Annotated in this window: 12 protein-coding genes; 10 read left to right on the forward strand and 2 right to left on the reverse strand. The window is 44.1% G+C overall.

The genetic code is table 11. From position 1 onward, the window contains the following. Positions 1 to 3: 3 nt before the first annotated feature. Positions 4 to 1,287, forward strand: coding sequence for a Gfo/Idh/MocA family protein (locus GKS34_RS16240; RefSeq protein WP_163386032.1), 1,284 nt, complete (start codon positions 4 to 6; stop codon positions 1,285 to 1,287). Between the two features lie 137 nt (positions 1,288 to 1,424). Beyond that, the gene (locus GKS34_RS16245) at positions 1,425 to 2,915 is read left to right on the forward strand and encodes a lipopolysaccharide biosynthesis protein (protein ID WP_163386033.1); all 1,491 of its coding nucleotides are present in this window, start codon (positions 1,425 to 1,427) and stop codon (positions 2,913 to 2,915) included. A gap of 4 nt (positions 2,916 to 2,919) precedes the next feature. On the opposite strand, the gene GKS34_RS16250 is transcribed toward GKS34_RS16245, so the two are convergent. Both GKS34_RS16250 and GKS34_RS16255 read right to left on the reverse strand, forming a co-directional pair. Beyond that, the gene (locus GKS34_RS16250; protein WP_163386034.1) at positions 2,920 to 4,209 is read right to left on the reverse strand and encodes a glycosyltransferase family 4 protein; all 1,290 of its coding nucleotides are present in this window, start codon (positions 4,207 to 4,209) and stop codon (positions 2,920 to 2,922) included. Between the two features lie 201 nt (positions 4,210 to 4,410). Next, positions 4,411 to 5,877 (reverse strand): NADP-dependent isocitrate dehydrogenase, encoded by a 1,467-nt coding sequence (locus tag GKS34_RS16255; RefSeq protein WP_163386035.1) that lies wholly within the window; start codon positions 5,875 to 5,877, stop codon positions 4,411 to 4,413. 312 nt (positions 5,878 to 6,189) lie between these two features. On the opposite strand from GKS34_RS16255, the gene GKS34_RS16260 reads away from it, so the two are divergent. From GKS34_RS16260 to gatA, 8 genes are all read left to right on the forward strand, one after another. Then, the gene (locus tag GKS34_RS16260; RefSeq protein WP_163386036.1) at positions 6,190 to 6,975 is read left to right on the forward strand and encodes an enoyl-CoA hydratase/isomerase family protein; all 786 of its coding nucleotides are present in this window, start codon (positions 6,190 to 6,192) and stop codon (positions 6,973 to 6,975) included. 18 nt (positions 6,976 to 6,993) lie between these two features. Further along, positions 6,994 to 8,523 carry a polysaccharide biosynthesis C-terminal domain-containing protein gene (locus tag GKS34_RS16265; RefSeq protein ID WP_163386037.1) on the forward strand — a complete coding sequence of 510 codons (1,530 nt, stop codon included), beginning with the start codon at positions 6,994 to 6,996 and terminating at the stop codon, positions 8,521 to 8,523. Next, entirely contained in the window at positions 8,513 to 8,944 is a 432-nt protein-coding gene (dut, locus tag GKS34_RS16270) for a dUTP diphosphatase (protein WP_163386038.1), read from the forward strand. Before GKS34_RS16265 ends, dut begins: the two co-directional genes overlap by 11 nt. 193 nt (positions 8,945 to 9,137) lie before the next feature. After that, positions 9,138 to 10,883 carry a tetratricopeptide repeat protein gene (locus GKS34_RS16275; protein WP_163386039.1) on the forward strand — a complete coding sequence of 582 codons (1,746 nt, stop codon included), beginning with the start codon at positions 9,138 to 9,140 and terminating at the stop codon, positions 10,881 to 10,883. Beyond that, positions 10,876 to 11,619, forward strand: coding sequence for a lipoprotein insertase outer membrane protein LolB1 (lolB1, locus tag GKS34_RS16280; RefSeq protein ID WP_163386040.1), 744 nt, complete (start codon positions 10,876 to 10,878; stop codon positions 11,617 to 11,619). The genes GKS34_RS16275 and lolB1 overlap by 8 nt, the downstream gene beginning before the upstream one ends. A 49-nt stretch (positions 11,620 to 11,668) precedes the next feature. Next, positions 11,669 to 12,865, forward strand: a complete 1,197-nt coding sequence (locus tag GKS34_RS16285) for a murein hydrolase activator EnvC family protein (RefSeq protein ID WP_240459334.1) — start codon at positions 11,669 to 11,671, stop codon at positions 12,863 to 12,865. A gap of 113 nt (positions 12,866 to 12,978) precedes the next feature. Further along, a complete protein-coding gene (locus GKS34_RS16290) occupies positions 12,979 to 13,188 on the forward strand; it encodes a Sec-independent protein translocase subunit TatA/TatB (protein ID WP_092176689.1) in 210 nt (69 codons plus the stop codon). 4 nt (positions 13,189 to 13,192) lie between these two features. Continuing rightward, positions 13,193 to 14,626 carry an Asp-tRNA(Asn)/Glu-tRNA(Gln) amidotransferase subunit GatA gene (gene gatA / locus GKS34_RS16295; protein ID WP_163386042.1) on the forward strand — a complete coding sequence of 478 codons (1,434 nt, stop codon included), beginning with the start codon at positions 13,193 to 13,195 and terminating at the stop codon, positions 14,624 to 14,626. Positions 14,627 to 14,628 lie beyond the last annotated feature (2 nt).

The raw sequence follows: 14,628 nt of genomic DNA on the forward strand, positions 1-14,628 counted from the left end.
ACTATGACAAACATTCAAAGAAGAGCTTTTATAAAAGGAGCCACCGCTATTTCTGCTATTACCCTTTTAAAACCGGTCACTGCGTTCGGTTCAAAAGCCAACTCTGCTGTGCAGGTGGGAATAATTGGCTGTGGCAACCGTGGTACCTCTGTTATCACAGCCATGTCCAAACATACCAATATCAACATTGTAGCTATGGCAGATCTATTTGAAGATCAACTAATTACAGCCAAGGAGAAATTGGACAAGCTCAACCAGGAAAAAGGGTTTTCGGAAATTGACCGGTCCAATATTTACCAAGGTTCAAAAGCCTTTTTAGACCTTTTGAATAATGAAGCAGTGGATGCCGTGCTGATCTCCTCTCCCGCCTACACCCACCCAGCTTTTGTAGAAGCGGCTGTAGCTGCTGGCAAACACATTTACTGTGAGAAACCCGTCGCCTTGGATGTACAAGGTTGCAAACGAGTAGAAGCAGCAGGAAAAAGTATCAATGGGAAGTTGAGTATGGTTATCGGATTTCAGATCCGTCATGCCACGGCCTACCGTGAAATGGTGGACAGGGTGCAGCGGGGCGACATTGGAGATATCGTCAATGCTCAACTTTATTATCTTTCCTCCCGCGTACCTTTGAAACCCATTGACAATATGTCCAATGATGAAGCGAGGATCCGGAATCAGTTCCACTTCAGGGCTTTGTCAGGAGGAATTTTATTGGATCAGGGTATACATATGCTGGATGTCTGTAATTGGACCCTGCAAAAAAATCCTGTTAGTGCCATTGGATCCGGTGGACGAAATGGGGTGGATGCCTTTGGAGATGCCTGGAATAATTATCAGGTGTTATATAAATATCCTGATAATATCAATGTGAGTTTTCACTCCACCCAATTAGGGCCAACTTTTGGTGATGTGTGTGCTCGCTTCATTGGCACTAACGGAATTGCCACCGCCCATTACAGTGGAGGGGTCTTCATTGATGGGGAGAACAAGTGGGATTCCGGTATTTTAAGGGAGGATTCCAGCGAACAAAGCAGGCAGCAACAGTCCGCAGGGGTTTTTACGTCTTCTTTACATGATTCCAATGAAAATAAAGTAAAAAGCTTTATCTCAAGCATAGAGTCCGGTAATTACCTGAACGAAGCGATGTCAGGATCTCAATCAACACTAACTGCCATTTTGGGCAGACAGGCAGCCACAGGCCGAAGACAGGTTTTTTGGGATGAAATGCGATTTTCCAATGAAAGTATAGACCCTAACCTCAACCTTTCCCAATTTGATACCATGTAATCCTTCTAGCTAAACTTATAAGACCTCCTGGAATCGTTTGTCCGCAATTGCTATTGCTTAGCAAAAATCCTGGTACTTTGATCCAAATTTACCAGATACCGGATACCTTTGCCTGATCGTCATTATTCAGCATCTCTTTGAGTAAGTTAGCCAAACAAAGCATTCTGACTACTATTTCGGCCTATATGGGCGTGGTGATTGGGTATTTTAACCTACTCTGGCTAATGCCCTATGTCTTGAAACCAGAACAAATCGGGTTGTTTAAAACCATACAGGACATGGCCTTGCTGATGGTGCCCTTTGCACAAATGGGAGTCGGTAACGGGATTACCCGATTTTTTCCGCAGGTAAAAGAAGAAAAGTTCTCGTTTTTCACCTTTAGTCTTTTCCTGGGTTTTGTAGGATATATCGCTCTGTTGGTGTGTTTCCTGCTTTTCAAAGAGCCAATCAGCGCGGCCTTTTCAGAGAATTCGCCAGAGGTCAACGAATACATTCAAGTGGCGCTACTAATCACCTTCCTCTCAGTGGTCAACACCCTATTGGAGGCTTTTAGCCGTTCCTTTTTGAAAATCGCCATCCCTTCCCTGATTCGGGATGTGTTGCTGCGTTTGTTGATGGGCTTGCTGGTAATCGGGTACTTTTTTGACCTCTATCCCTTTTTCCTCATGATATGGGGAATGGTCCTGGTCTATTTGCTTACCCTGGTAAGCATGGCTTTTTACATGCGGAAAATAGGCATTTTTCAGCTTCAATTCAATTGGGGCAGTATTCCGGGCGCTTTAAAGAAGGCTTTTTTTCAGTACAATATCATAACCATGCTGGGTACGGCCGGAGCATTACTGATAATGAAAATCGACAGCCTCATGGTGAGCTCCATGATAGGACTGGACGCCAATGCCGTCTATACCATTGGGTTTTCCATTGCCGTGGTCATCGAAATGCCCCGAAGAGCCATCTCCCAGGTGGCCATGCCTATCATTTCCGAGAAATTCGCTGCCAACCAATTGCCGGAAATAGATGCTCTTTATAAAAAAATAGCCATCCACCAATTGCTGGTGTGTGGCCTGGTGTTTTTGCTGATTTGGGTGAATATAGACACGCTTTACCATTTCGTACCTAACCGGGAAGTATACGAGGCCGGAAAATGGGTGGTATTGCTTATTGGATTGGGTAAACTCAGCGATGTATTGTTTTCGGTCAATGGAGAAATCATCGTTTTCTCACGATTCTATGTTTTTAACATTACGGCTACCTTGCTAATGGCTATTGCGGTGATTTTGCTTAACCTGCTTTTTATACCCTTATTTGGAATCGAAGGCGCTGCGCTTGCCTCCCTTCTAGCCATGTTTTTTTACAATTTTATTAAATTTTTCTATGTCAAAGTTAGGCTCGGCTTTAACCCTTTCACTTTGGGCGTATTCAAAATAGTGTTTGCCGGAGGCGTCAGTTGGGCAGTATCCTTCTTTCTATTACCCACAGTGGACTGGGTACTTGTTGATTTGATTCTTCGAAGTGGGCTCGTCCTTTTGGTTTACTTGCCTTTGGTATACTACCTGAAAGCCGCTCCGGAAGCAGAAGAATGGATTCGGTTAATGATTAAAAAATGGATTAACCGATCCGGCAATTAGCAGGTTAGGAATAATCCCCAATCTCCTGAAGCAGCCCTGCCAATTGCCCGGTCAAATTTCTCCGGTGAAATTGTTGAATTTGCTGCCCGGTTTCATTTGATTTCGAAAAGGTGCTCAGTTCTGACAGATGTTGAGATAAACCGTTAATGTCCTCATGGGCAAAAACCCTCCCCGCACCTGCCTTCCGGATGATTTGAGCAGCGTCTCCTTCCGGGTCACCCAGACCAATTATTTGCCTGCCGGTGGCCATGTACTCAAAAAGTTTCCCAGGTATATTTCCCCGGGCGTTCTTTGTATTGGTGAGGATTAGCAATAGAGCCTGCGCCTTCTCATAATAGGTAAATACCTCCGAATGGCTCAGATAACCGGTAAGCTCTACATGCCTATCCAGCCAATCGTCCTGTCGGATCAGATGCTCTACTTGTTGGCTTACTTTTCCAACAAAGGTAAGCCTTACCTTACCCTGCTCATTACCGAATACTTTTTTAAGGGCTTGTAAAAAAGGAGCCGGATTTCGGATACCATCAATTACCCCCGAATAGACAATTTGAATCGGACCGCTACCTGACTGACTCTTTCTAAAATTGAGCGGCATGTCATCCGAATCAAACCCATTGGTAACTACATGGATTTTCCGGTCGGCCAGTTCTTTCATTTCTGATGCAAAGGTGGGGGAAATGGTCATCACACCGTCTGCCTCTCTAAAGACAGAGGCCTCCAGTTTTCGGTGCCTGTTTCTAGCCAGCGCTGTAAGCTTTAACGTGTCCAAAAACTCCCAGGCCGACCAGGGGTCGCGAAAATCTGCCAACCAGGGGATGCCGGTTTTTCGCTTAAGATTTCTCCCTATCAAGTGCATGCTGTGGGGCGGACCGGTGGTAATAATGGCATCAAATTGATTCTGCTGCCAGATACTCTCTAAAAACGAAACCGATGGTTTTACCCAGAAAATTCTGGGGTCCGGAATTAGGGCATTTCCCCTGATCCAGACTGCTAGCTTATCCAGGAGGGAAGGGTTCTTTTGCTCCAGAATCCGCGAAGGATCAGCCACTTTGTCTTTTTTAATTCTTCTTAGAAGGTGATAGGGCTCCCAAATCGGAAATTTCAGCACCTCAGTTGCCGCAGTCACTTCCTCCGATAGCGAAGGATCTGTTAGGGAAAAATCCGGGTTTTCCGGCGTAAAAATTACCGGCTGCCATCCGAATTCAGGCAAGAATTTGGAAAATTTAAGCCAGCGCTGCACTCCTGATCCGGCACTTGGAGGCCAATAGTAGGTGATGATCAAAACCCGTTTCATCTGTTTATAATTTTTTTCATCGGTCATAACCTGTCCCGTACCAAAGGTCGGGATAGCCTGTCCCGATCTTTAATCGGGAGAATCTCGCATGGTTGATAATCATCCCAGGGTGTGACGGGTACGTCATGCTCGATTTCATACTGCTAAAAATCAACGCATGCCGGCCTGAAATGGCCTGCGTGCGTGAATGAATAGAAAGAATTACTCGCCCTGTGCCAGAGAAAATCCCCTGACTCCGTCAAACGTGTAGAGGTTTTCCGTTTTAATAAAGTCAAAACCAAGTCCTTTTACTTGCTGTAGCACGTCAATTAGCTGGTCGTGCGAAATGACACTTTCGTCGGCATTAAAAAACCGCACCCGCCAATGGTCTGAGCAGAATGTCTCTTTCATGCCTCCAGGGTACACTCTTACCCCCCGGTTGGTTATCAACTGCATCTTCAGTCCGGAGGAATCGACCTGACGTAATGCGTCGCCAATGACATTGGGATCCCGGATACCTTCCTTCCAGTCAATAAAGACATCCAAACCGATCAATACCTTTTCTGCCGCTTTTCTTGGTCGGATGGCCAAGGCCTCTTTGATGTCTTTCTCACTTCGCTCTGACTTGGCAAAAGAAGCCTTTTTCATTTTCTCCGGCTTTTTTCCTAACCTTTCGATAACGGCTTCGGCAAATTCCTGCGTACCTACTTTCTTCTTACTAATTCCATCCTGAAAAATATCCCCGGTATGGATTCCCTCTTCCAGGGTACGCATCCAGGCATTGCTAATTTTCTCCGCTACATCTGGCTGCCCGATATGAACCAACATCATAATGGCTCCATTTAACAGGCCGGAAGGATTAGCGATACCCATGCCCGAAATATCGGGTGCAGAACCGTGAATGGCTTCAAACATGGCTACCTCCTCCCCTATGTTGGCAGATCCCCCCAGTCCCACTGAACCGGTTATTTGAGCTGCCACATCCGAAATGATATCACCATAGAGGTTTAATGTCACGATCACATCAAACATTTCGGGACGATCGGCAATCAGGGCGGTGCCAATATCAATGATCTTGTGATCGGTTTCTATTTCGGGGTATTCTTTTGCCACTTCGTTGAACACCTGGCGAAAAACACCATCGGCCATTTTCATGATATTGTCCTTGGTCATGCAGGTGACTTTTTTCCGGTTGTTCATCCGGGCATATTCGAAAGCATACCGAACAATTTTCTCGCTACCTGGCCTGGATATCAATTTGAGGCATTGAAAAACCTCATCTGTTTGGCGATGCTCAATACCTGCATACAAATCCTCTTCATTTTCCCGGATAATGACCAAATCCGTTTCTGGAAAATGAGTCCGGACATAGGGAGAATAAGCCTTGCAAGGCCTTACGTTGGCATATAAACCCAGGGTTTTTCTTGTGGTCACATTCAGGCTTTTAAAACCTCCACCCTGGGGAGTAGTAATAGGGGACTTTAAAAAAACCTTGGTATTCCGAAGCGAATCCCAGGCGTTGGGTTCAATCCCGGAACTAATTCCTTTTAAATATACCTGTTCTCCGATTTCGATGACTTCAGTTTCGATGGCAGCTCCTGCTGCTTCCAAAATGGACAAGGTGGCCTTCATTATTTCAGGACCAATCCCATCTCCATAGGCAACTGTAATTTTTCTTTTTTCGGACATGTAGTTTGCGTTTATTTTTCGTAAGATGGTACAAAAATAGGAAAAATTGGTACAGTACCCTTTCCACGGACTAATTATTAAAATCGAAAGCTAAAATAATCAGGCTCAGAGAAGTGGTTGGTACCACACCCTGAGTATTTGTAAACGAAGACAATGAGTATCCTATTATGACTTTCCCTTTTTTAGATTCGAAATGCATTTTATTGACCATTTTATTTATATCCTGTTTTTAATCATGGACGATTTCTTTCTGAATCTTTTGTGATTGATTACGCTCCTCGTATATTTGAAGCTTACCATTGAATAACTGGAATGGCAGAACAAAAAAATATTCTTTCCGAAACTAAAGACGGAATACTTTACCTGACCATCAGCAGAGAGTCAAAGCTCAATGCTCTAAATTTCAACACCTTGGAGGAGTTGAAAAACATTTTCAACGAGGTGAACGACAATAAATCCATTCGTGGGGTTATTATCACCGGCGCAGGAGATAAGGCCTTCGTGGCAGGTGCGGACATTACTGAAATTGCCGAGCTAAATGAACTCAATGCCAGGAAATTCGCTGAATTTGGCCAGGAGGTTTTTGAAATCATTGAATCCTGTCATAAACCGGTAATAGCGGTGGTCAACGGCTACGCCCTGGGCGGAGGATGCGAACTGGCAATTGCCTGCCACATGCGAATAGCCACTGCCAATGCTAAATTCGGCCAGCCTGAGGTAAATTTAGGTATTATTCCGGGATATGGTGGTACACAACGACTTACACACTTGATAGGAAGGACCAAAGCTACCGAAATACTGATGACCGGAGACATGTTGGACGTGAATGAAGCAAAATCCCTCGGACTTTTGAATCACGTAGAGGCTACCAAAGAGGAAGCAATCGCCAAAGCAGAGGGAATACTTAAAAAAATCATGAGTAAGGCTCCTTTATCTATCGGAATGATTGTGGACTGTGTGAATGCTGTTTACGCCAGTGACGAAAATGGCTACCAGATTGAGGCGAACAGTTTTGCACGATGTGTCAAATCAGAAGACTACCGGGAAGGGACCAATGCTTTTCTGGAAAAAAGAAAACCTAACTTCAAAGGGGAGTAATCCCCTTTTTTATTTTTTATGGGCCTGTTAAAAAAATTAGCCGGGCAATCCGCCATTTACGGTGTCAGTAGTATCCTCGGAAAATCCATTAATTTTTTATTGGTTCCGCTATATACAGGATACCTTCCAAAAGAAGATCTGGGTTCTTTTACCATCCTTTATGCCCTGATCGCTTTCCTGAATGTAGTGTTTACTTTCGGTATGGAGACCACTTTCTTTCGATTTGCCACGGGAAAAGGCCTTTCTCCGGAAAAAGTGTATCAGAATGCCCAATCGTTGGTTACACTGGTTGCTATCCTGTTGGGAGCATCCCTTTACGTCTCGGCAGCGCCTCTTTCCCTATTATTTGACTTCCCGGGAAAAGGGCATTTGTTTCAATGGGCAGCCATGATCCTTACCATTGATGCGCTGATGGCCATCCCCTTTGCCAAACTAAGATTAGAAGGCCGGTCAGTTACGTTCGCTTCGGTTAAACTAATTAATATTTTTCTAAACGTAGGGTTCAATGTCCTCTTTATCGTGATAGCCTTTCATATCGTGAGCGGCGATATTCTTCCGTCATTACAACCCTGGGTGTCCCAGTGGTACCAGCCAAATTGGGGGGTGGATTATATACTGCTATCCAATGTGCTGGCCAATTTCCTGATTTTACCCCTGGTCTGGAAACTGGTGGGAAAATGGAAATTTGAGCTAAAGGCTTCACTCCTGAATCCCATGTGGCATTACGCCATGCCCTTGCTTTTCATGGGACTGGCGGGTGTGACCAATGAGGTGTTTTCACGAGGTCTGTTTGAATTTGCCCTGCCGGAGGGCTTTTACCCGAATTTGACGTCCCGGGAAGCTGGCGGAGTATTCGGAGCAAATTTTAAGCTGGCCATTATCATGAGTCTTATCATACAGGCATTCAAATATGCCGGAGAACCCTTTTTCTTTCAGCAAGCAGAAAACAAAAACAATCCCCAGCTTTTTGCGCGGGTGATGCATTGGTTTATCATCTTCTGTACCGTACTTATGGTAGGGGTCGCCGTGAACCTTGATATTATTGGATCCCTGTTTTTTCAAGCGGAGGGATATGCCATTGCACTTCCTATGGTACCCCTATTATTGATGGGTTACCTGCTCCTGGGCGTGTATTATAACCTCAGCATTTGGTTCAAAATCACCGATCAGACGCAATACAGCTTTTACATTACCTTTACCGGAGCGGTGGTCACGGTCGTGATCATTCTTACTCTGGTACCTGTATTCGGATTTATAGGGGGAGCCCTTAGCACCCTTGGTTGTTATCTGACCATGGTTATTTTTTGTTATGTTACCGGCCAAAAGCACTACCCCATCCCCTACCAAACCAAAAAAGATGTGACCTACCTATGCCTGGCTTTCTTGTTTAGCTACGGCGGTTTTTGGCTGGATACGGGAAACACCGTACTCGACTTCTTATTGCATAACGCGATCTTTTTGGTCTTTGTGGCCTTCATTTTCTACATGGAAAAAAAGGAATTATATTCGCTGATAAAATCCATAATTAAACCAAAGCATGCAAATTAACGTCATAAACAAATCGAAGCATCCCCTACCCGAATACCAAACCCCGTTATCTGCTGGTTTGGATTTGCGGGCGGAGCTCGATTCTCCGGTTGTTTTAAAATCGCTGGAACGAAAACTAATAGGAACGGGATTATTTATAGAACTACCGGCAGGGTTTGAAGCCCAGATTCGACCCAGAAGCGGGCTGGCATACAAGTTTGGCGTCACCGTACTCAACAGCCCTGGCACCATAGATGCGGACTACCGGGGAGAAATTAAAATCTTACTCGTCAATAATTCCAGGGAGGATTTTATCGTTCAGGATGGAGAACGGATTGCACAAATGGTGGTGGCCAAACACGAGCAAATCGAGTGGAAGCTGACAGAAAACCTTTCAGAAACCAAGAGAGGAGTTGGAGGTTACGGAAGTACCGGTAGTTGATTGGGGCTAGGATCCATGCATGCACTCTTGCCATGGGGAACCAAACTTCCTCATATATTGTATGAAAATTGAATTTAAAACGTAAAATGCCCCTACAACCCCTTTCTCAGAAGCGCTGAGCAAGTCGTAGCAATTACGTGTAGGCAACCCATTTCATAAGATGTTTTTACGCTTAACACTAAGATAGATATAAATGAATAAGTGGTATTTAAGACCTTTGGTCTGGACTTTCTCGCTGGCATTACTTGCCTGCACCCTTCCGGAGTCTGCTTTTGCGCAAAAAAAACTCAGCCGGAAAGAAAGGAAAGCCCAGGAAAAAGAAATGATGGCGGACAGACTTTTTATCGAAGGGCAAAAATACCTCATACTTGAAGACTTCAAAAAAGCCTATTTTTACTTTAATAAAGCATTGGAGTTTGATACGGAAGAGCCTGCCATTTATTACAAGCTTTCTGAAATGATGATTCGGGCCAACCAACCTGATAAAGCGCTGGAGTATGGACAAAAAGCCCTTGCGCTTGCACCGGACAACAAATATTATCATTTACAAATTGCAGAAATCTACAACAAACAGAATAAAGGCAGGGAAGCAGCAGAAATATTAGAAACATTAATGGAGAGAGAGGGCAACTACCAGCAATACATTCTGGAATTGGCATCTATCTACCTTAATTTACAGGATTTTGACAAAGCACTGATTGCTTTAAACAAAGCGGAGGAATACTACGGTGTGGTAGAGCAGCTCACGGCTCAAAAGCAACGCATTTACCTAAGAAAAAATAATTTAGAAATGGCAGTGGCAGAGGGTCGAAAGCTTATCGAAGCCCATCCTGGAAATCCAAATTACGTGCTGGCTCTGGTAGAAATCCTATTCAACAATAACCAAACCAACCAGGCTTTAGAATTGGTATTGAATTCCATGTCCACCTACCCCAACCAACCGGAATTAAAAATGGCTGCCCATACGCTTTACCTTGAAAAAGGAGAAACGGAAAAAGCCCGGCAATATCTACTGGATGGGTTTAAGCACCCTGACTTAGATGCTGCAACGAAAGCCAGGGCTTTTGAAGGGATTCTCTCTCAGGTAAAAAATACCGCACGCGACCAATTGCTGGCCACGCTTGCCAAAACAATGGAGTCGCAGCACCCAAATAATCCGGAAATAACGGCAGCTTTGGGGAAGTGGAAACTTGAAGAAAAAAAACTGCAAGAGGCCATTTCCTACTTCAAAAAATCCCTGCTTGCAGCCCCGGAAAATGAGGAATTGTTTCAAAGACTTTTGCCTTTGATGTTTGAAAACCAACAGCCTTTCGAAGAGATTGTGGAGATGGGCTCAACTGCTACAGCGGTTTATCCCGAAAAGGCCGAGTTCTGGTTTTTCCTGGGTACTGCACAGTTGGGAACTAAAGATCACGAAGCCGCCAAAACGGCACTTACCAAAGCCATAAGCCTGAATGCAGGAAACAATCCACAGCTTGCATTAATGGCCAATGCCCAACTGGGTGATGCCTTGCATGCCTTGGGAGAAACAGACGCAGCGTTCACTGCCTATGAAAAAGTTTTATCGGAAAATAAAAATAATGAACATATTTTAAATAATTATGCCTACTTTCTCTCTCTGGAAAAAAAGGAGTTGGAGAAGGCCTATAACATGTCTTACAAACTCGTGTCCCGATTTCCTGAAAACCCGACCTATTTGGATACTCATGCATGGGTATTGTTCCAATTGAGCAGGTACAAAGAGGCCAAAACCTACATGGAAAAAGCCTTGGAAAACCTGGAAGAACCTAGCGGAGAGATGTTGGAGCATTATGGTGATATTTTATTCAAACTGGGAGAAAAGGAAAAGGCACTGGATTACTGGAACAAGGCTAAAGAACTGGAGGATACTTCGGAATTTTTAACATTAAAAATCCAAAATAAAAAATACTATGAGTAAGGCCAAGTTAATCGCCTTCGTTATAGGAGTATTCATCGTGAGCTCATGCGCGCGAAAACCACTTTCCTATAGCGCAGACAGCGTAATGGAAGAATTCGAGCCATATTACCTGGATTATAACTACCTTACGGCAAAAGGCAGGGTGACCCTGGAAGAACAGGATGGGAAAATCACCAAGGGAACGTTAAACATTCGAGCCAAGAAAGACAGCATCATCTGGTTCAACATGTCTCCCGGACTGGGAATTGAAGCGGTAAGGGGATACATCAGCACGGATCAAATCAAAATTCGGGACCGGATAAACGGGCAGAAAATTGACATGGGCTACGGGGAATTTCAGGAAAAATTCGGAGTTCCACTGTCGTTCTCTTTATTTCAAAACCTGCTGTTCGCCAATATTCCACACGAATTCAGCTACCGGGACCGGTTGATCCGAATCGGAAAAACTTTTGAATTAAGACAAGAAAGAGAAAATATACGGTACAAAACCCTGATAGATGCAAGTCATGGAAAGGTTACGCAGTTGGAAAGTGAGGCTTCAAAAACCAGGTCCGGAAGTGTATCTGCTTCTTACATGGATTTCCGGGACTTAGAGGGCCAGCCCTTTCCTTACCAGGCCATCATTAAAATGGTACTCAGCCTGCCACAAAAACCTAAATCCAATTTCTTTCTCAATGCAGAAATGGTAAAAGTAGAACTAACGGATGATCCAATCAGCTTTCCATATAATTTTTAATTTTCCTTCTCATCGCTCAGTTTTTCTACTGTTTTTTGCATTTATCCTGTTGGCTGAACCCGCACCGGCCCAGGTAACGGCTAACAGAGCAGAGCTGGAAGAAGAAAAGGCCAGGATTCAAAAAAGGCTGCGTGAGTTTGATACGGTACTAAAAAGAACCACGGATGAAAAAAGGGTTTCATTGGGAGAATTGCGGGCTGTCAATCAGAAACTGGAAGCCAGAGAAAGCTACATTGCGACGTTAAACAGGGAATTACGGCTGGTAAAACAGGAAATACAGCAGACCTCTTCCCGTATTGATCAGTTAAAGAAAGAATTGGAAAGTCTGAAAGAGGAGTATGCAAAAATGATTTATACTTCCTATAAATTGAATCAGGGCGTTAACCTCGTAGCGTTTATTTTTACCTCGGCCACCTTCAAACAATTTTACATGAGGCTAAAATACCTGAAGCAATATAGTGATGCGCGTAAAAAACAGGTGGAACAGATGGAAAAAGTAAGCCAGAACCTGATCCAAAAGCAACAGGAACTGGAGGCCCAACGTTCCAATCAACTCGCTGTATTGGCACAGGAGGAAGAGCAAAGGAAGGAATTGAATGAACTAAAAACTGAACAACAGCAATTAGTAAGTTCGCTAAGTCAAAAAGAAGAGGCATTAAAAAAGGAAATTGCTGCCACCCGGAAGCAGCAGGAAGAATTGAATCAATTGATCAAGCGGGTGATCGAAGAAGAAATGCGACTGGCCAGAGCCATGGCGGAAAGAGAAAACGAGACCACTGCAGAACAACCTGCGGAAAAAAGCCTCCCGGCTGCGCCTAAAGCTACGGCACTTTCTTCGTCATTTGCCAGTAACCGGGGAAAAATACCCTGGCCTGTGGAATCCGGTTTTATTTCCAGAAAATACGGGACCTACCCTCACCCTACCCTAAAAGGAATCACAGAAACAAATGACGGGGTGGACATTCAAACCAACAATAATGCGCCGGTTAAGGCCGTTTTTGCGGGGAGGGTTACGAAAATAACCACTGTTCCAGGTATGGGAGGCACCATAATTATCAAGCACGGTGATTTTTATACCATGTACAGCCGGCTAAAAACCATTTCGGTAACATCCGGCCAAGATGTCAATACGTCCACTGTACTTGGTACCGTGTATACGGATGCAGACGGCATATCTGAACTTCACTTTCAAACCTGGAAAGGTTTGGAAGTAATGGATCCAAGTATTTGGCTTTCTAGCAAATAATGCTTAAATTTTACTATATTTAGAAAAAAAAATTACAACATGCTTTATTTCCTTTGCGTTAGAAAAGCACAGTTCTATATTTGTAATAATTTCATAATCAAAATAAGCAAAACATGAGTACATTGGGTTTTATACAAAATATCGGAGGAGGATCACTTGTGATAATCGTTCTGGTAGTCATCCTTCTTTTTGGGGCAAAAAGGATTCCTGAACTGGCTAGAGGTCTGGGCAGGGGTATCCGTGAATTTAAAGATGCCACCAAAGAGATCCAGGATGATTTGGAGGAAGGACTGAAGGATGACAACAAAAAAGCAAAAAAATAACACGTTGGAAAAATTTCTTTCATTCGATGAGATAAAAAAATCGCTGGAAAAAAAGGAAACGGATTGCAAAGCGATAGTTAATTATTACCTAAACAACATTAAGACGAAGGCGCAATTAAACGCCTTCGTTGAAGTTTATGGCCCATCCGCTTTAGAACAAGCGGCCGCCATAGATGAAAAAATTGCTGCTGGCAAAGCAGGCAAATTAGCAGGCATGGTAGTGGGCATCAAAGATGTTCTTTGTTACGAGGGACATGTTGCCAATGCATCCAGCAAAATTCTGGAAGGATTTGAATCCCAATTTACAGCCACCGCCATTCAGAGACTTATCGACCAGGATGCCATTATTATTGGCAGACTCAATTGCGATGAGTTTGGTATGGGATCTTCCAACGAAAATTCCGTACACGGCCCCGTCTTGAACGCATTGGATGAAAGCCGTGTACCCGGAGGATCATCCGGTGGCTCGGCGGTAGCCGTACAAGCTAATCTCTGTACCGTTTCGCTCGGAACAGACACAGGTGGTTCAGTACGCCAGCCTGCAGCTTTCACCGGAGTTATCGGTATCAAACCAACCTATTCCAGGGTTTCCCGCTTTGGATTGATTGCCTATGCCTCCTCTTTTGACACCATCGGTGTCTTTTCAAGAAATGTCAAAGATAATGCCTTGGTACTGGAAATCATGGCAGGACCGGATGACTACGACAGCACTTCGTCACGAAAACCAGTTCCTGCTTATAGCAATTTGCTTCATTTTGACAAGCCGGCCAAAATCGCCTATCTCAAAGAGACGGTACATTCCGATTCCCTGCAACCGGAAATAAAAGAGCACACATTGCAAGTGCTCGACAACTTAAAAAGCGAAGGCCATCAGGTGGAAGAAGTGAATTTTCCGCTGTTGGATTACGTGTTACCTACTTATTATATCCTGACGACTGCCGAGGCCAGCTCGAACCTTTCCAGATTTGATGGTGTTAAATACGGGTATAGGTCATCAAATGCTCACAACCTGGAAAGCATGTACAAACTTACCCGGTCTGAGGGGTTTGGTGATGAGGTTAAAAGAAGAATCATGTTGGGTACATTTGTGTTGAGCGCCAGTTATTACGATGCTTACTTCACCAAAGCCCAAAAGGTGAGGCGGTTAATAAAGGAATTTACTGAAAATTTATTGACCAAGTTCGATTACATTGTTTTGCCAACGACGCCAAGTACGGCCTTCAAATTTGGGGAGCATTCGAATGACCCGGTGGCCATGTACCTGGAAGATCTTTTTACCGTTCAGGCATCCGTTTCAGGAGTGCCTTCCATATCCATTCCAAATGGAAAGGATAAAGAAGGTTTGCCAATTGGTCTCCAAATAATGACCAATTCGTTTAAAGAAGCGGAATTATATGCCTTCGCTAACTATTTGAGTGAGCGGACATCAACTAATTAATT

Source organism: Cyclobacterium jeungdonense (assembly GCF_010994275.1).
Classification (GTDB): Bacteria; Bacteroidota; Bacteroidia; order Cytophagales; family Cyclobacteriaceae; genus Cyclobacterium; species Cyclobacterium jeungdonense.